Genomic DNA, 12,840 nt, shown 5'->3' with positions numbered 1-12,840 from the left:
TTTTTGAGGGGATTTTTATGCAAACAATAATAGGGCATCATATTTTCTTAATTACATTAGGAATAATCTTATTTTTTACAGTAAATTTTATAGGTAAATATTCAAAAGGATTTGGGTATGCAGAAATTAAATTTGATATTCATAGTGATGAACTCGTAGGGTTTAATTTTATTCTCAGGATACTTACCCCCGTAGTCTTTACCATCCTTGTTTCTTCAGTAATTTTTTACTTCAAATATGACTGTTTAGTAACTAACATCTACTTATTAGTAGTATACAGTTTTGCATTTCGAGCTGTTTGGAATTTAGTACATAACCGTACTAAGTTAATAAATTGGTATGCACAAATTGGATATGCGACCATCGCAATATTAGCCACATATTTAGCTTATAAATATTTAATTTTACCGAAAACACCACTTTTCCCTGATTTAGAGACCGTTGCTAATGAACTATGGATTATAATTTTTTTGTTTTTATATAAGATCTTTAATGAAGTGAAATTTGAACCTAAATTCAAGAAGAAAAGAGTTGATAGTTATATTGAAAACCGTTTGTCATTATTTAAGAGTAAATATGAAGGTATCATTGATCAATCCATTGATGAAGAGCTAAAAAATTTTAAAAATAAAGCGAATATCTATCTAATTGATCAAGAAAAGCTAGAGGATTATAAGTTTTTAAGACATTCTTTACTAAAGCCTTTTGATAACATTTTTAAAATTTTTATAAAAAATTTAATTTTTTCTATTATGATTAATGAAGATTTTAATAGACCATTTGCTTTTAGAAAACTAGAAAATTTTTTATGTAAAATTTCAGGTAAAAGTTATACACAAGGTATTATGCAAGTTTCATCGCAGATTCCTTTATCGGATGAGGAAAGCATCAAACTAGCAATTCATAGAATTTTTGAGGATGCTTATAACTGCTTTCTTGAAGAAGATGTTTATCTATCAGAGCACCAATTAGTAATTCATATTGGGCGAAACTATAATCCATGTGATGATTATATTAGCTCAGTTGAAGATATATATAACATTGTCAAATGTGAACAATCTGGAGAGCTACAAATTTTTATTAATGACCATACATTAATAGGTTTAGATGCATCATTTAATCTTGAATAATTACCCTCACCCTCACCCTCACCCTCACCCTAGCCCTAGCCCTCTCCCCGAGGGAGAGGGAATTTTTCATTCTTGATTTACTTTCAGCTCAAGACATAAATTCCACAAATCCTCCAACACCACATCCGTCCTCCCCAACACATCATAATTCCAATATCGTACAACAGTTAAACCCAAAGCCTCTAAAAACTTAGTTCGCTCAGCATCGTATTCAATCGCATCATTCGTTCCATGCTGACTACCATCCAACTCAATCACTAAACCAATTTCATGACAGTAAAAATCCACAATATAAAGTTTGATCACATGCTGACGGCGGAATTTAAGGTTCATAAAACGCTTAGCGCGTAGAAGTTGCCACATCAGGTTTTCAGCATCGGTGGAATCGGATCTTAATTGACGAGAAAATTCTAGTAATTGCACATTTATAGACATTTTATTTTTCTATATTCTTTATTTTTATTAAACCAGTATAATCACATCCAAACTAAAACTTATAAAAAATCCACATGAAACAACAAAATAAAAAAATGCTTACATGCATCATCATTTCAACATCGATACTTATTGCCTGCACAGAGCAACCTCAACAAGAAATAGCGCAGAAAGCTGAAAAACAAGCAACATCAGAAACTATCATACAAGATACTGTAGTGATTCCACCAACCGTACAATCCACTATGTTAGTGAATAATCCAACACCTTTACCTCAAGGCTATGAAGTTGATACCACACATTTAAAACAAGCAAAACTGATCGACTTTAATGGTGATGGCAAACTTGATGCCTTTCGTGTACTAAAAAACCCAAGTAAATCTGGAAAGAAATATCTTTTTGAATTTCGTATAGCAGACAGTGCAAATGTTTACTGGTATGAAAATGAAAACCCTGAATATGATTTAGATGGTTTTGAAGTATTTGAAAAAGCTGAAAATGGTGAAAAATTTGTAGATATGTCGAAGCTTGATGATTCTGAGATCGTTGCTTATGAGGATGCACCAGAGAAAGCTCGCTTTATATTAAAAACGGACGGGATAACCGTTGGCTACCCCGAATCTTGTGGCACGTCATTATTTTATTTAGACAAGGATAAAATTCATCGTATGTACCTTGATTAATGACTGATTTCATTAAAACGAACAAAATCATGCCCAAAAATAAACTTAAGACTCATAAAACGCTTGGCACGTAGAAGTTGCCACAACAGGTTCTCTGCATCAGTGGCGGTGTGGCGCATAGATTTGGCAAATTCTAATAATGCAGGGTCAATTTTCATTTTTATTTCCCTCTCCCTAGCCCTCTCCCATAGGGAGAGGGAACATTCATTGTGAATCTAATTTTTATTATGAAATTTTAGCCCCACCAATATATCGAAATTTATAACTTAAATTTGATATGTAATGGATTTCCCCTCTCCTCCTAGGAGAGGGTTAGGGAGAGGTGCTTTTTAAATATTTTTCATTATAACTTCAGCCCTCACCCCCTTGCGAAGCAGTGCTTCTCATCCCAAAGGAGAGAGAGAAAAGCATCAAAGTACACTCTGTGCCAACAACACTTCCAGCCCTTTCACCTTTCCCATATATTTCAGCCGTTCTTTTTCCCACTTCACTTGTTCTTTTAGCACTGAAACATCGCCATCAATTACCTTATACACATCTTTCACCTGCATATTTTTCGGCTTTGGTTGTTCGCTCCAGTGAAAACTATCGGTAATGTCATCTATCTGACTGGCTAAGCGTTGGCTTTGAGCCTCTAAAGCCATTTTATAAAACTTTAAATGCTCATCGCCTAAAGCTTTAGGACTTTTGCCCTTATTGGTTTCAAGCTGTAATTGCAGCTTTAATAAATAAAACAAATCCTGCGCTTCATGGGCTTGGTTCACCACTTGCAGCAATTCAGTTTTTTCCGCTTTTTTAGTTTCATCAGGTTCACGGTCAGGGTGAATCATAGCGATGATTTTTAAATATACGGTTTTCAGTGATTGGTTCACTAACTTTTCAGCTTGCTCGCGCTTTTGCACTAAGCGTTTACGCTGATGCTCTTCTTTCTCACGTTGATATTGTTCGCTGTCCCACGCTTCATAAGACTTGTGTTCTTCTGCAGTTTCTTGTTCTATATCAACATGACCTTCTACTTTGCTCTGTTCTGCTTGTGCTGACTTGGCCTTTTTATTTGGCTTTTGATTATGCACAAGATGCTGTTGATAAAAGGCATCCACTTCCGTGACTTTTTCAATTTCGCCAGTATTTAAGTAATTAGATTTTTTCAGCTGCTTTGCCAGTTTTGTCAGTTTGGCATCCAGCTGTGCTAAATCTGCTTTAGCGAAGTCTTCTTGCTGTAGATGCTGCCAAAGCTGATTAAGCTGGCGATAATACACCGCATGCAAATCACGATAGATCGGCACAAGTTTAAGCTGAATATAACTCTGAATTTCACTTTTGGCATTTTGCCAAAGCGCTAAATCCAGCTTTTGCTGTTCAATTTGCTCAATCAGTTTATTCAGCTTTTTATGCTGCGGTGAAAGCGTTGCTGCAGTTTCAGGCAACAAACTGATTTTTAAATCGAAAGACATACTTAGGCGAAATGAACAGATAAATTTAAGCCTATTATAAAACAAATGGCACGACTATCCGAGTAGCTACATGTCCTTTAAGCCTAAGACAACAGGCTTGTATTTACACCAACTATGCATCGGATACAACTCGATTACGGCCCTGTTTTTTCGCTGTATATAAAGCTTGGTCAGCGCGACGGATCGCATCATTACCATCTTGATCCGAAACCAATACAACACTCACACCAATACTGGCAGTAATTGGGTAGTCCTGAATAATATTTTCATTTTCAATACTTTGACGAATTTTTCCAGCCAGTAATACTGCACCATCTTGCTCAGTTGCTGGCAATAGCACAATAAACTCTTCGCCCCCAAAGCGTGCCACAAAGTCTGTCGAGCGTACAGCTGTTGCCACTAAGCTGGCTACACTTTGCAGTACATGATCCCCTGTTTCGTGACCAAAGCTATCATTAACCTTTTTAAAGAAATCGACATCCAGCAGCAGCACAGCATAGGCTTGTTGCTGACGCTGAAACTGACCAAACAAATAAGCCTGATAGTCGTTAAATGCCCGACGGTTATACAGACCAGTCAGGCCATCATGATTGGCTAATTTTTCCAATTCCAAATTGGCTTCTTTTAATGCCAGCGTACGCTCTTGCACTTTCTGTTCTAAAGTAGCGTTTGCCTCTTCCAATTGGTGTTTTTGAGTCAGTAGCGTGGAGGTCATGCTATTTAAAGACTGAGACAACCCTTGTATTTCACGAATGCTACTCTGTGCCTCAAAATGTACATCATCTTGACCTTTTTCCACTGCATAAGCACTTTTTGCCAGATTTTCGATCGGGCGACTAAAACGGTTGGCTAAACGGTAAGTCACCACCAGCATCAGCAAAGTCACAATCAAACCAATCAAGCCAATTTGTTTTTGCATGGCACGTACATCTGCCAATGCTGCAGATACTGGCTGACGCACAATTACATGCCAACCCATGCTCATTTGCGTGTTAGAGACCACAGGTACATCTGTGGTCACATAGTTCTGCCCTTCATGCCAGTCATCAATAAAATAAGGCTGTGCAGAAGTTTTTTGATTGGGGAGCTGAACTTGTCCAATACTCTTATAAGGATACAGAATTTCGCCTTTGCCATTAACAATAAAGACTTCAATCCCTTGCTGAGCAGCATCTTCTGGCAGTGCACTTTGTAGTACTTGGCTAGCCCAACTCCAATCCGCATGTGCTGCAAGCACACCACGAATTTTCTGAGTTTTGACATCATAAATGGGCGTGGCAAAGTCAATAAAACGCATTGGCTCATTCGGGTTAATAGCTTTGAGTTTCTTTGCTAATAAGATCGCTTCATGTACATCGCCCAAATATACGCGTTGTAAGCCTTCCTTAAACCAAGGTCGAGCAGAAACATCTGCCCCTTCAAGCATCTTATTTGCAGCGACTTCTACCACACCATCTACATTGGCAATGCCTAACCATGCATAATATTTATACGAACTTTTAACCTGATCCAACTTCACTTGCAGTTGTTCATTTTTAAAATCTGTGGCCATAAAAAATGGCGATTCGCTCAGTAGCACCATTTCCCGTTCACGTTCTGTCAGCGAATTTGCCAAGGTCGTACTGATGCTTTTGGCAACCAAATTCAAAGTTTGAGCACTGGCTTTGGTCATCTGCGCAGAGGCTTTGTGGCCAATATATAAGGTAATGGATAAACCCAATACAAATGCTAGGCCAGCAAATAAAACCAGCAGGCGGTTGCGGAAAGTATCTACATTCAGCATTCCCTACAGCTCCAGTACTCAAGTGATTGATTTAAGAATAACTATATAACAAAAAAAATTGCAACGTCTGCCCCAAAGCTAACCTTCCATCATTTTTTTCTACGCTCATTTCAGCACTCGGCCGAAATGAATCATCTCAATGTGCATGCTTGGGTATATAAGCAAAGCCATAGTGGTTTTTTATTGCTTATACTTTGGTCTATACCCATAAGCAAAAACATGATGCTAAAAAGTATATGCTGAACAAAATACATGCAAAATCCAAATTATTTATGCCGTGCTTAATTTAAATAATGCATTGGCAGTAAAACCTGTTTTATCCGTAAAAACACCATAAACACAAGTACTTCAGCAAATAAAGATCACTTTAAAAAGCTAAGAATGGCATATTTTTTGCTCCACCTTTCTCATAAACCTAAATTTGAAATTATGTTAATTCCTAAAGAGTTACCGTTAACAATTCGGTAAAGAATTTTGCTTGAGCAAGCATTCAAATCTCGCTTAAGATGATTTTCAGTATGTTTTTCATACATAAAAGAAAAGCATTTTTGCATAACAAGGAATTTAGGATTTTAAAAGTTCCATCGAAAATGACAGCAAACAATGCAGCACAATAAAAGGAGTTTTGCTCATGACACAAAAACGTACACTGACTGCGCTTTTTTGCGCCAGTTCTCTAATGCTCGGTTTAACTGCTTGTGGTAACAATAAAGCACCATCCGCAGAACAAGGTGCAAGTACAGATTCAGCAGCTTCCTCAAATTCGGGTACGCTGGATAAAATCAAAAAGTCAGGCACCATTGTGCTGGGCTACCGCGACTCATCTATTCCATTTTCTTATATTGCAGACAATCCAAACCAACCCGTAGGTTATGCACATGATCTACAACTCAAAGTGGTTGAAGCGCTAAAAAAACAGCTGAACATGCCAGATTTGAAAGTTCGCTATAACCTTGTGACCAGCCAAAACCGTATTCCATTGGTGTCTAACGGTACTGTCGACTTAGAGTGTGGTTCAACCACCAACAATAAAGAACGCCAACAACAGGTCGACTTTTCTGTCGGATTCTTTGAAGTCGGCTCTCGCCTGCTCACCGCTAAAGATTCGGGGGTGAAAGACTTTGCAGACCTAAAAGGCAAAAAACTGGTAACTACAGCGGGTACAACGTCAGAGCGCTATATTCGCCAGCATGAAAAAGAGCTAGGCATTGGCGAAGTAATTTCAGCCAAAGATCATGCTGAATCATTCCTTATGCTACAAAATGGTCGTGCGGCGGCCTTTATGATGGATGATATTTTACTGGCAGGTGAAAAGTCGAAAGCCAAAGATCCAAACAAATGGGAAATTGTGGGTACACCACCAATTCATGAAGTTTATGGTTGTATGCTACGTAAAGGCGATACAAGCTTCAAACAAGTGGTCGATGGCGCAATTAAAGAGGTATATAGCTCTGGTGAAATCAACCAAATGTATAAGAAATGGTTCCTTTCTCCAATTCCACCAAAAAATATTAATTTGAACTTTGAGATGTCTGAACAGCTGAAACAGCTGATTAGCAACCCGCATGACCGTGATGCTTAACCCTTAACCGCCATACATGCCTTTGCGTCAGCCGACTAACTTTGGCTGACGCCGTAAAAGGAGTCACTATGAATTATAGTTGGAATTGGGGCGTATTGTTCCAATCCACGGGCATTGGCGATACCACTTACCTGAACTGGGTCTTCACAGGCTTAGGCTGGCTACTGGTGATTGCTGCTGTCGCGTGGAGCATTGCGATGGTACTGGGTAGCATTTTAGGCATTATGCGCACTCTCCCTAGTCCATTAGCACGTTCAATCGGCACTGCCTATGTCACCATTTTCCGTAATATTCCATTGCTGGTTCAATTGTTTATCTGGTTTTATGTCGTGCCAAACTTCTTACCAGAAGGCATTCGAAACTGGTGGATTAATGACTTAGGTGCCAATACCACAGCACTAATTTCTGCAAGTATTGGGCTTGGCTTATTTACCGCAGCCCGTGTCTGTGAACAAGTACGCACAGGTATTGAAGCGGTGCCCAAAGGTCAGACCAATGCGGGTTATGCCATGGGCTTTAGTACGGCGCAATTATACCGCTACGTGATTTTGCCACAGTCATTTCGTACCATTTTGCCCCCGCTGAGTTCTGAATTGACCAACTGCGTTAAAAATACCTCTGTTGCATCTTTAGTGGGTGTTGCAGAAATTATCTCGCAGATGAAAACCATCAGTGAATACACGCAAAATACGATTGAAATATACACCTACGTTACCATTGCATTTATTTTGATTAATATCTGCCTGATTGGATTTATGAACTTTCTGGAAAAACGCTTGCGTGTTCCAGGTTTAATCGCAGGAGATAAATAATGGAATGGCTCACTGCATTTACACAAGATTTACAACAGTCTTGGCCTGCGCTTTGGCATGGGCTCAGCATTACCTTAAAAGTAGTGGTTAGTGCAGCCATTGGTGGGGTTATCATTGGCACCCTACTTGCACTCATGCGACTGTCTTCCATTAAAGCATTCAATTGGTTTGCTAAAGGCTACGTCAATTTATTCCGCTCCATTCCACTCCTGCTGGTACTTATGTGGTTTTATTTTGCTGTCCCGTTTATTTATAACGGGATCACAGGTAATTACCTCACCATTGATACAGCGCTGGTATCGAGCATTGTGGCCTTCATGCTGTTTGAAGCAGCTTATTTTTCGGAAATTGTCCGTGCTGGCATTCAGTCTATTCCTAAAGGTCAGACATCTGCTGCTTATGCACTGGGCATGACTTACCCGCAAACTATGCGATTGATTATTTTGCCGCAAGCCTTCCGTAAAATGACGCCCCTCCTGTTGCAACAGACCATTATTTTGTTTCAAGACTCCACCATGGTGTATGCCATTGGACTATTAGACTTTTTCCGCACCAACTACGTCCGTGGTGACCTCATGTCGTTACTGACCCAATACATTCTATTCGCTGGCTTGGTGTACTTCACCATCAGCATGCTTGCAACCTATGCAGTGAAAAAATTACAACGGAGGTTAACTGTATGAGTGAACAAAAAGTAATGATTGACCTCCAAAATGTCAGTAAATGGTATAAAGAATTTCAAGTACTAACCGATTGCACCACGCAAATTAAACAAGGTGAAGTGGTGGTGGTCTGTGGCCCTTCAGGTTCTGGCAAATCCACCCTGATTAAAACCGTCAACGGGCTTGAACCTTTTCAGCAAGGTGAAATTTCTGTCGATGGGATTGGTATTCATGACCCCAAAACCGACTTAAGTAAACTACGTAGCCGTGTCGGGATGGTGTTTCAGCATTTTGAGTTGTTTCCACATTTATCCATTACAGAAAACCTCACCATTGCTCAAGTCAAGGTGCTAGGGCGCTCTGAAGAAGAAGCAAAAAAGAAAGGCCTTGCCTATTTAGAGCGTGTTGGCCTGAGTGCACATGCAGAAAAATTTCCAGCACAACTCTCTGGTGGTCAGCAGCAACGTGTTGCGATTGCCCGCGCGCTTAGCATGGACCCAATTGCCATGCTCTTTGATGAGCCCACCTCTGCACTCGATCCTGAAATGATTAATGAAGTACTAGATGTGATGGTCGGTTTAGCCAAGGAAGGCATGACTATGATGTGTGTCACGCATGAAATGGGCTTTGCCCGCCAAGTTGCAGACCGCATTATTTTTATGGATCAGGGGAAAATTGTGGAAGATTGCAGTAAAGATGAATTCTTTAATGCACCAAGAGGTGAACGTGCACAGCAATTCTTAAACAAAATTTTGCACTAATTTTAAACATTCCATTCATCTGCAGAGCTTTAAAACTAAGCCACGGCAGTCAGATAATTTCTGACTGTCGTGCTATTTTAAACCTCAGACTTTAGAGTGTTTTTTAATGATTACTTAAAAATGAACCACATGATCATTTCATTAACGCTTCTTTTTAATCTAAGCTCAATTAAAACTTAAACTCAACCTACTGAGATAAAAATTACAGATTTTCTATAGAACTTGCCCTGTGCCAAACATGCACTATTGCAATTCATTTAAATAAAAATACATTAAAATTATATATAAGCCATTCATATTTATTGTATTAATCTGACTTTAAAATCATTTAAAATCGCACCAACATAGTGCATATTGTGTTAATTTGCTTTATATCGAGTCTTGTAAGTTTTTGAAATTTATTAATCAAAATTTCCCTTGCTTCCCCCCTGTTCCAAAAATACTACCTCGCTATACTGAACTTCTTTTTGTGACATACCGCACTATATTGGAGCACTACATGCAAAATATAGATTTATTATTTCTCCTCCTTGGTGCTGTTTTAGTGCTTGCAATGCATGCAGGCTTTGCTTTTTTAGAACTCGGAACTGTTCGCCATAAAAACCAAGTAAATGCTTTAAGTAAAATTCTCTCTGACTTTGCAATTTCAGCCATTGCATACTTTTTTGTCGGTTATTACATCGCTTATGGTCAGCATTTTTTCCATACTGGAACAACCTTAGCTGCTGATCACGGCTATAACCTCATGCGCTGCTTCTTTCTCCTCACCTTTGCAGCTGCAATTCCAGCGATTGTTTCAGGTGGAATAGCCGAGCGTGCGAAAATGCGCTCTCAAGCCATTGCAACGCTTATTTTAGTGGCCTTGGTCTATCCATTTTTTGAAGGTATTGCATGGAATGGCAATCTAGGTATTCAAGCATGGTTAGCTCAAACTTTTGGCGCAGGCTTTCATGACTTTGCAGGTTCTGTCGTGGTGCATGCAATGGGTGGCTGGATTGCTTTTGCTGCGGTTATTTTACTTGGGCCTCGTTATGGTCGTTATAAAAAAGATGGCCGTATCAGTGCACACCCACCATCTTCAATTCCATTTTTAGCGCTGGGTTCTTGGATTTTAATTGTCGGTTGGTTTGGTTTTAACGTAATGAGTGCTCAACGTTTAGATGCCATTTCAGGTCTCGTTGCGATTAACTCACTCATGGCAATGGTTGGCGGTACATTTGCAGCCCATTTGGTTGGCGACAATGACCCAGGCTTCTTACACAATGGCCCATTGGCAGGTTTGGTGGCCATCTGTGCAGGCTCAGATATTGTTCACCCTGTTGGTGCACTGTTTATTGGTATGGTGGCTGGAGTGATTTTTGTTAAATTATTTACCTACACACAAAACAAACTAAAAATTGACGATGTATTGGGTGTTTGGCCATTACATGGTGTATGCGGTGCCTTTGGTGGTCTTGCTGTCGGTTTATTTGGGCAAAAATGGCTAGGTGGCCTCGGTGGCGTATCCATGCTTTCACAAGTCTTTGGCACAGTCTTTGCTGTTATTATTGCCTTGGCTGGTGGTTTCTGTGTATACGGCGCACTTAAAGCAATTATGGGCATCCGTCTAAGCCAAGAAGAAGAATTCCGCGGTGCCGATCTATCGATTCACCGTATTACCGCAAACTCAGAAGATAATATGTTCTAAGTCAACACAGCTTCGGAGAATCATTTAACCTTCAATTGGATAATCCATGACTCTTTAGGATTATCCAATTTTTTTATCTCATCATTGTTCGCATTTTTAACTTTGCAACACAGCTTCGCATGCATCATGCTTATAAAAATAGCTGTGTAAATTGCTATTTAAATCACTATTCCAATGACTGTTTAAAAAGTGTGGGCCATATTAAGCCAAAGATAAGGGCTCTAAATATTGCCAGACCTGTGCCAAGTTTTGAATGCGTCGCTCAGTCGCGACTCTGTTCACATCATCATGAAAGCCTTCTAATAAAACGGCATGCATGCCCGCTTGTTCTGCCCCAAAAAAATCATTGATGGGATGATCACCTACAAATAAACATTGCCTTGCATCTAAGCCCAATTGCTCACGGGTGTAGTTAAAAATCTGTATATTGGGTTTTGCTACACCTGCCAATTCTGAACTTACAATCACATCAAAATACGCTTCAAAGCTAAGGCCTTTTAAAATATTTAAACGGGTTGTATGGCCTCCATTTGACACCACAGCCAATTGAAAGCCTTGCGCTTTAAGTTGACTTAATAGTTCGTGTGCCCCGGGCATCGCAACAGCATGTGCACCAAAAAAACGGAACCAGCATTGTGTCAATTCATCAAAATCAACTGGCTGGTGCCAAATTAATTGTTGTTGCAGTGCATAGGCCACCGAAGCACCAATACTTGCATGGGTTAAATCAGCTGCAATCGGATAACCGCCCCGATCAATTGAATTGATGATGTGCTTGATCTGTGCCAGATCAGGTGCAATTAAATGATGGGCATAATGCTGCGCTAAAAACTGACTATAGGCCACGATGCTTAAATCACGATGCGTTAAGGTATTGTCTAAGTCAAAGATCACTGCGCGAATGGACATGGCAAACTGGCCTACACGAACAAATTGAAATGAATAGGCAATGTAGCACAGACCGTTAAAGGCGTTTTGCTGGTTCTGTGCTAAGCATTGCAAGACGTTGACTAAAGATCTGACTAAAATATCCATCTTTAAGTTTTAGTTAAGCTGTTTTTGCCTTAATAGCTCAAAAGGAAAACTATTTAGCTAAGTATGCAAAATCATCCCAAATTCATTCTCTTTCATATTGGAATCTTATTAATTAGTTTCGGTTTACTACAAACTGTGATTCCTGTGGGCGGAGATCTTGATTTAAGCTTGATTCATCCTTGGATTAGTGAGTCTGGACAGTTTTTATTAAGAGACAATTGGTACTTAGCTAAATTAAATCACAAGTACATTAAAGACATTTTAATTGTCGTTTATGTTTTCATATTTTTTGCTTGGATTGCATCGTTTAAAGTTGAACGTTTAAAACCTCGCCGCACAGAACTAGGTTACTTATTTTGGGTCTCTATGCTCTGCACTATTGTAGTGAGCATCTTAAAGTCTCAATCCAGTCATGCCTGCCCTTGGTCTATGACTATTCCAGATACAGATGGTTTCTTTTGGGACTTTTCTGCAATGTCTGGTCATTGCTTCCCCGGTGGTCATGCCTCACTCGGTTTTTCTTTTATAACGGGTTATTTCCTTTATCATATTTCACAGCCTAAACGTGCTTATTTTTATTTGCTTGCAGGGCTCGTCTTAGGCCTTAGCATGGGCTGGGCGCAAATGATGCGTGGTGCACACTTCATGAGTCATAACTTATGGACTTTATGGATCTGCTATTGTACCAATATGCTGTGTTACGTCATTTTCTATCTATGCAAAAAGCAATCCGTGTTCTTAGAACCTCATAACACGCAATTGGTGCTTTAATCACAATCTGAGCTTAAATCATCAATCTGTGATTTAATTTTTGCA

At 39.4% G+C, this 12,840-nt stretch carries 12 protein-coding genes and 1 pseudogene; 8 read left to right on the top strand and 5 right to left on the bottom strand.

Going from position 1 to position 12,840, the window contains the following annotated elements; all coding sequences use genetic code 11:
* Positions 1-17: 17 nt before the first annotated feature.
* Positions 18-1,130, top strand: a complete 1,113-nt coding sequence (locus EXE29_RS02240; protein ID WP_120363799.1) for a hypothetical protein — start codon at positions 18-20, stop codon at positions 1,128-1,130.
* Between the two features lie 66 nt (positions 1,131-1,196).
* Here the strand turns inward: EXE29_RS02240 and EXE29_RS02235 are convergent, their stop codons facing one another.
* A complete protein-coding gene (locus EXE29_RS02235; RefSeq protein ID WP_120363800.1) occupies positions 1,197-1,565 on the bottom strand; it encodes an endonuclease domain-containing protein in 369 nt (122 codons plus the stop codon).
* Between the two features lie 74 nt (positions 1,566-1,639).
* Between EXE29_RS02235 and EXE29_RS02230 the strand changes: the two genes are divergently transcribed.
* Positions 1,640-2,248, top strand: a complete 609-nt coding sequence (locus tag EXE29_RS02230) for a hypothetical protein (protein ID WP_120363801.1) — start codon at positions 1,640-1,642, stop codon at positions 2,246-2,248.
* A gap of 41 nt (positions 2,249-2,289) precedes the next feature.
* Here EXE29_RS02230 and EXE29_RS02225 read toward each other — a convergent pair.
* The 3 genes and pseudogenes from EXE29_RS02225 to EXE29_RS02215 all read right to left on the bottom strand — a co-directional run.
* A pseudogene (locus tag EXE29_RS02225) lies at positions 2,290-2,406 on the bottom strand (DUF559 domain-containing protein); the annotation flags it as partial.
* 252 nt (positions 2,407-2,658) lie between these two features.
* The gene (locus tag EXE29_RS02220) at positions 2,659-3,702 is read right to left on the bottom strand and encodes a molecular chaperone DnaJ (protein WP_120363803.1); all 1,044 of its coding nucleotides are present in this window, start codon (positions 3,700-3,702) and stop codon (positions 2,659-2,661) included.
* Between the two features lie 112 nt (positions 3,703-3,814).
* Positions 3,815-5,485 (bottom strand): sensor domain-containing diguanylate cyclase, encoded by a 1,671-nt coding sequence (locus EXE29_RS02215; RefSeq protein WP_120363804.1) that lies wholly within the window; start codon positions 5,483-5,485, stop codon positions 3,815-3,817.
* Positions 5,486-6,116: 631 nt separating this feature from the next.
* Between EXE29_RS02215 and EXE29_RS02210 the strand changes: the two genes are divergently transcribed.
* The 5 genes from EXE29_RS02210 to EXE29_RS02190 all read left to right on the top strand — a co-directional run bounded on the left by EXE29_RS02210 (position 6,117) and on the right by EXE29_RS02190 (position 10,989).
* Complete coding sequence (locus tag EXE29_RS02210) at positions 6,117-7,067, top strand: transporter substrate-binding domain-containing protein (protein WP_106984474.1); 951 nt, start codon at positions 6,117-6,119, stop codon at positions 7,065-7,067.
* 68 nt (positions 7,068-7,135) lie between these two features.
* Positions 7,136-7,879, top strand: coding sequence for an amino acid ABC transporter permease (locus EXE29_RS02205; RefSeq protein ID WP_106984473.1), 744 nt, complete (start codon positions 7,136-7,138; stop codon positions 7,877-7,879).
* Positions 7,879-8,562 carry an ABC transporter permease subunit gene (locus tag EXE29_RS02200; protein WP_120363805.1) on the top strand — a complete coding sequence of 228 codons (684 nt, stop codon included), beginning with the start codon at positions 7,879-7,881 and terminating at the stop codon, positions 8,560-8,562. The genes EXE29_RS02205 and EXE29_RS02200 overlap by 1 nt, the downstream gene beginning before the upstream one ends.
* A gap of 14 nt (positions 8,563-8,576) precedes the next feature.
* The gene (locus tag EXE29_RS02195; RefSeq protein ID WP_171356292.1) at positions 8,577-9,302 is read left to right on the top strand and encodes an amino acid ABC transporter ATP-binding protein; all 726 of its coding nucleotides are present in this window, start codon (positions 8,577-8,579) and stop codon (positions 9,300-9,302) included.
* Between the two features lie 499 nt (positions 9,303-9,801).
* Complete coding sequence (locus EXE29_RS02190) at positions 9,802-10,989, top strand: ammonium transporter (RefSeq protein ID WP_120363806.1); 1,188 nt, start codon at positions 9,802-9,804, stop codon at positions 10,987-10,989.
* Positions 10,990-11,190: 201 nt separating this feature from the next.
* Here EXE29_RS02190 and EXE29_RS02185 read toward each other — a convergent pair whose 3' ends face one another.
* The gene (locus EXE29_RS02185; protein ID WP_120363851.1) at positions 11,191-11,898 is read right to left on the bottom strand and encodes an HAD family hydrolase; all 708 of its coding nucleotides are present in this window, start codon (positions 11,896-11,898) and stop codon (positions 11,191-11,193) included.
* Positions 11,899-12,087: 189 nt separating this feature from the next.
* On the opposite strand from EXE29_RS02185, the gene EXE29_RS02180 reads away from it, so the two are divergent.
* Positions 12,088-12,795, top strand: a complete 708-nt coding sequence (locus EXE29_RS02180) for a phosphatase PAP2 family protein (RefSeq protein WP_106984469.1) — start codon at positions 12,088-12,090, stop codon at positions 12,793-12,795.
* Positions 12,796-12,840: the final 45 nt, after the last annotated feature.

The organism is Acinetobacter sp. WCHAc060006, assembly GCF_004209135.1.
Lineage (GTDB): Bacteria > Pseudomonadota > Gammaproteobacteria > Pseudomonadales > Moraxellaceae > Acinetobacter > Acinetobacter cumulans.
The sequence above is the reverse complement of the archived record's forward strand: the minus strand, read 5'-3'. Positions and strand labels throughout refer to the sequence as shown.

Excerpts from the sequence above, each read along its gene's own strand:
- EXE29_RS02240 (WP_120363799.1), top strand. The coding sequence starts at position 18 with ATGCAAACAATAATAGGGCATCATATTTTCTTAATTACATTAGGAATA.
- EXE29_RS02235 (WP_120363800.1), bottom strand. The coding sequence starts at position 1,565 with ATGTCTATAAATGTGCAATTACTAGAATTTTCTCGTCAATTAAGATCC.
- EXE29_RS02230 (WP_120363801.1), top strand. The coding sequence starts at position 1,640 with ATGAAACAACAAAATAAAAAAATGCTTACATGCATCATCATTTCAACA.
- EXE29_RS02220 (WP_120363803.1), bottom strand. The coding sequence starts at position 3,702 with ATGTCTTTCGATTTAAAAATCAGTTTGTTGCCTGAAACTGCAGCAACG.
- EXE29_RS02215 (WP_120363804.1), bottom strand. The coding sequence starts at position 5,485 with ATGCTGAATGTAGATACTTTCCGCAACCGCCTGCTGGTTTTATTTGCT.
- EXE29_RS02210 (WP_106984474.1), top strand. The coding sequence starts at position 6,117 with ATGACACAAAAACGTACACTGACTGCGCTTTTTTGCGCCAGTTCTCTA.
- EXE29_RS02205 (WP_106984473.1), top strand. The coding sequence starts at position 7,136 with ATGAATTATAGTTGGAATTGGGGCGTATTGTTCCAATCCACGGGCATT.
- EXE29_RS02200 (WP_120363805.1), top strand. The coding sequence starts at position 7,879 with ATGGAATGGCTCACTGCATTTACACAAGATTTACAACAGTCTTGGCCT.
- EXE29_RS02195 (WP_171356292.1), top strand. The coding sequence starts at position 8,577 with ATGATTGACCTCCAAAATGTCAGTAAATGGTATAAAGAATTTCAAGTA.
- EXE29_RS02190 (WP_120363806.1), top strand. The coding sequence starts at position 9,802 with ATGCAAAATATAGATTTATTATTTCTCCTCCTTGGTGCTGTTTTAGTG.
- EXE29_RS02185 (WP_120363851.1), bottom strand. The coding sequence starts at position 11,898 with ATGTCCATTCGCGCAGTGATCTTTGACTTAGACAATACCTTAACGCAT.
- EXE29_RS02180 (WP_106984469.1), top strand. The coding sequence starts at position 12,088 with ATGCAAAATCATCCCAAATTCATTCTCTTTCATATTGGAATCTTATTA.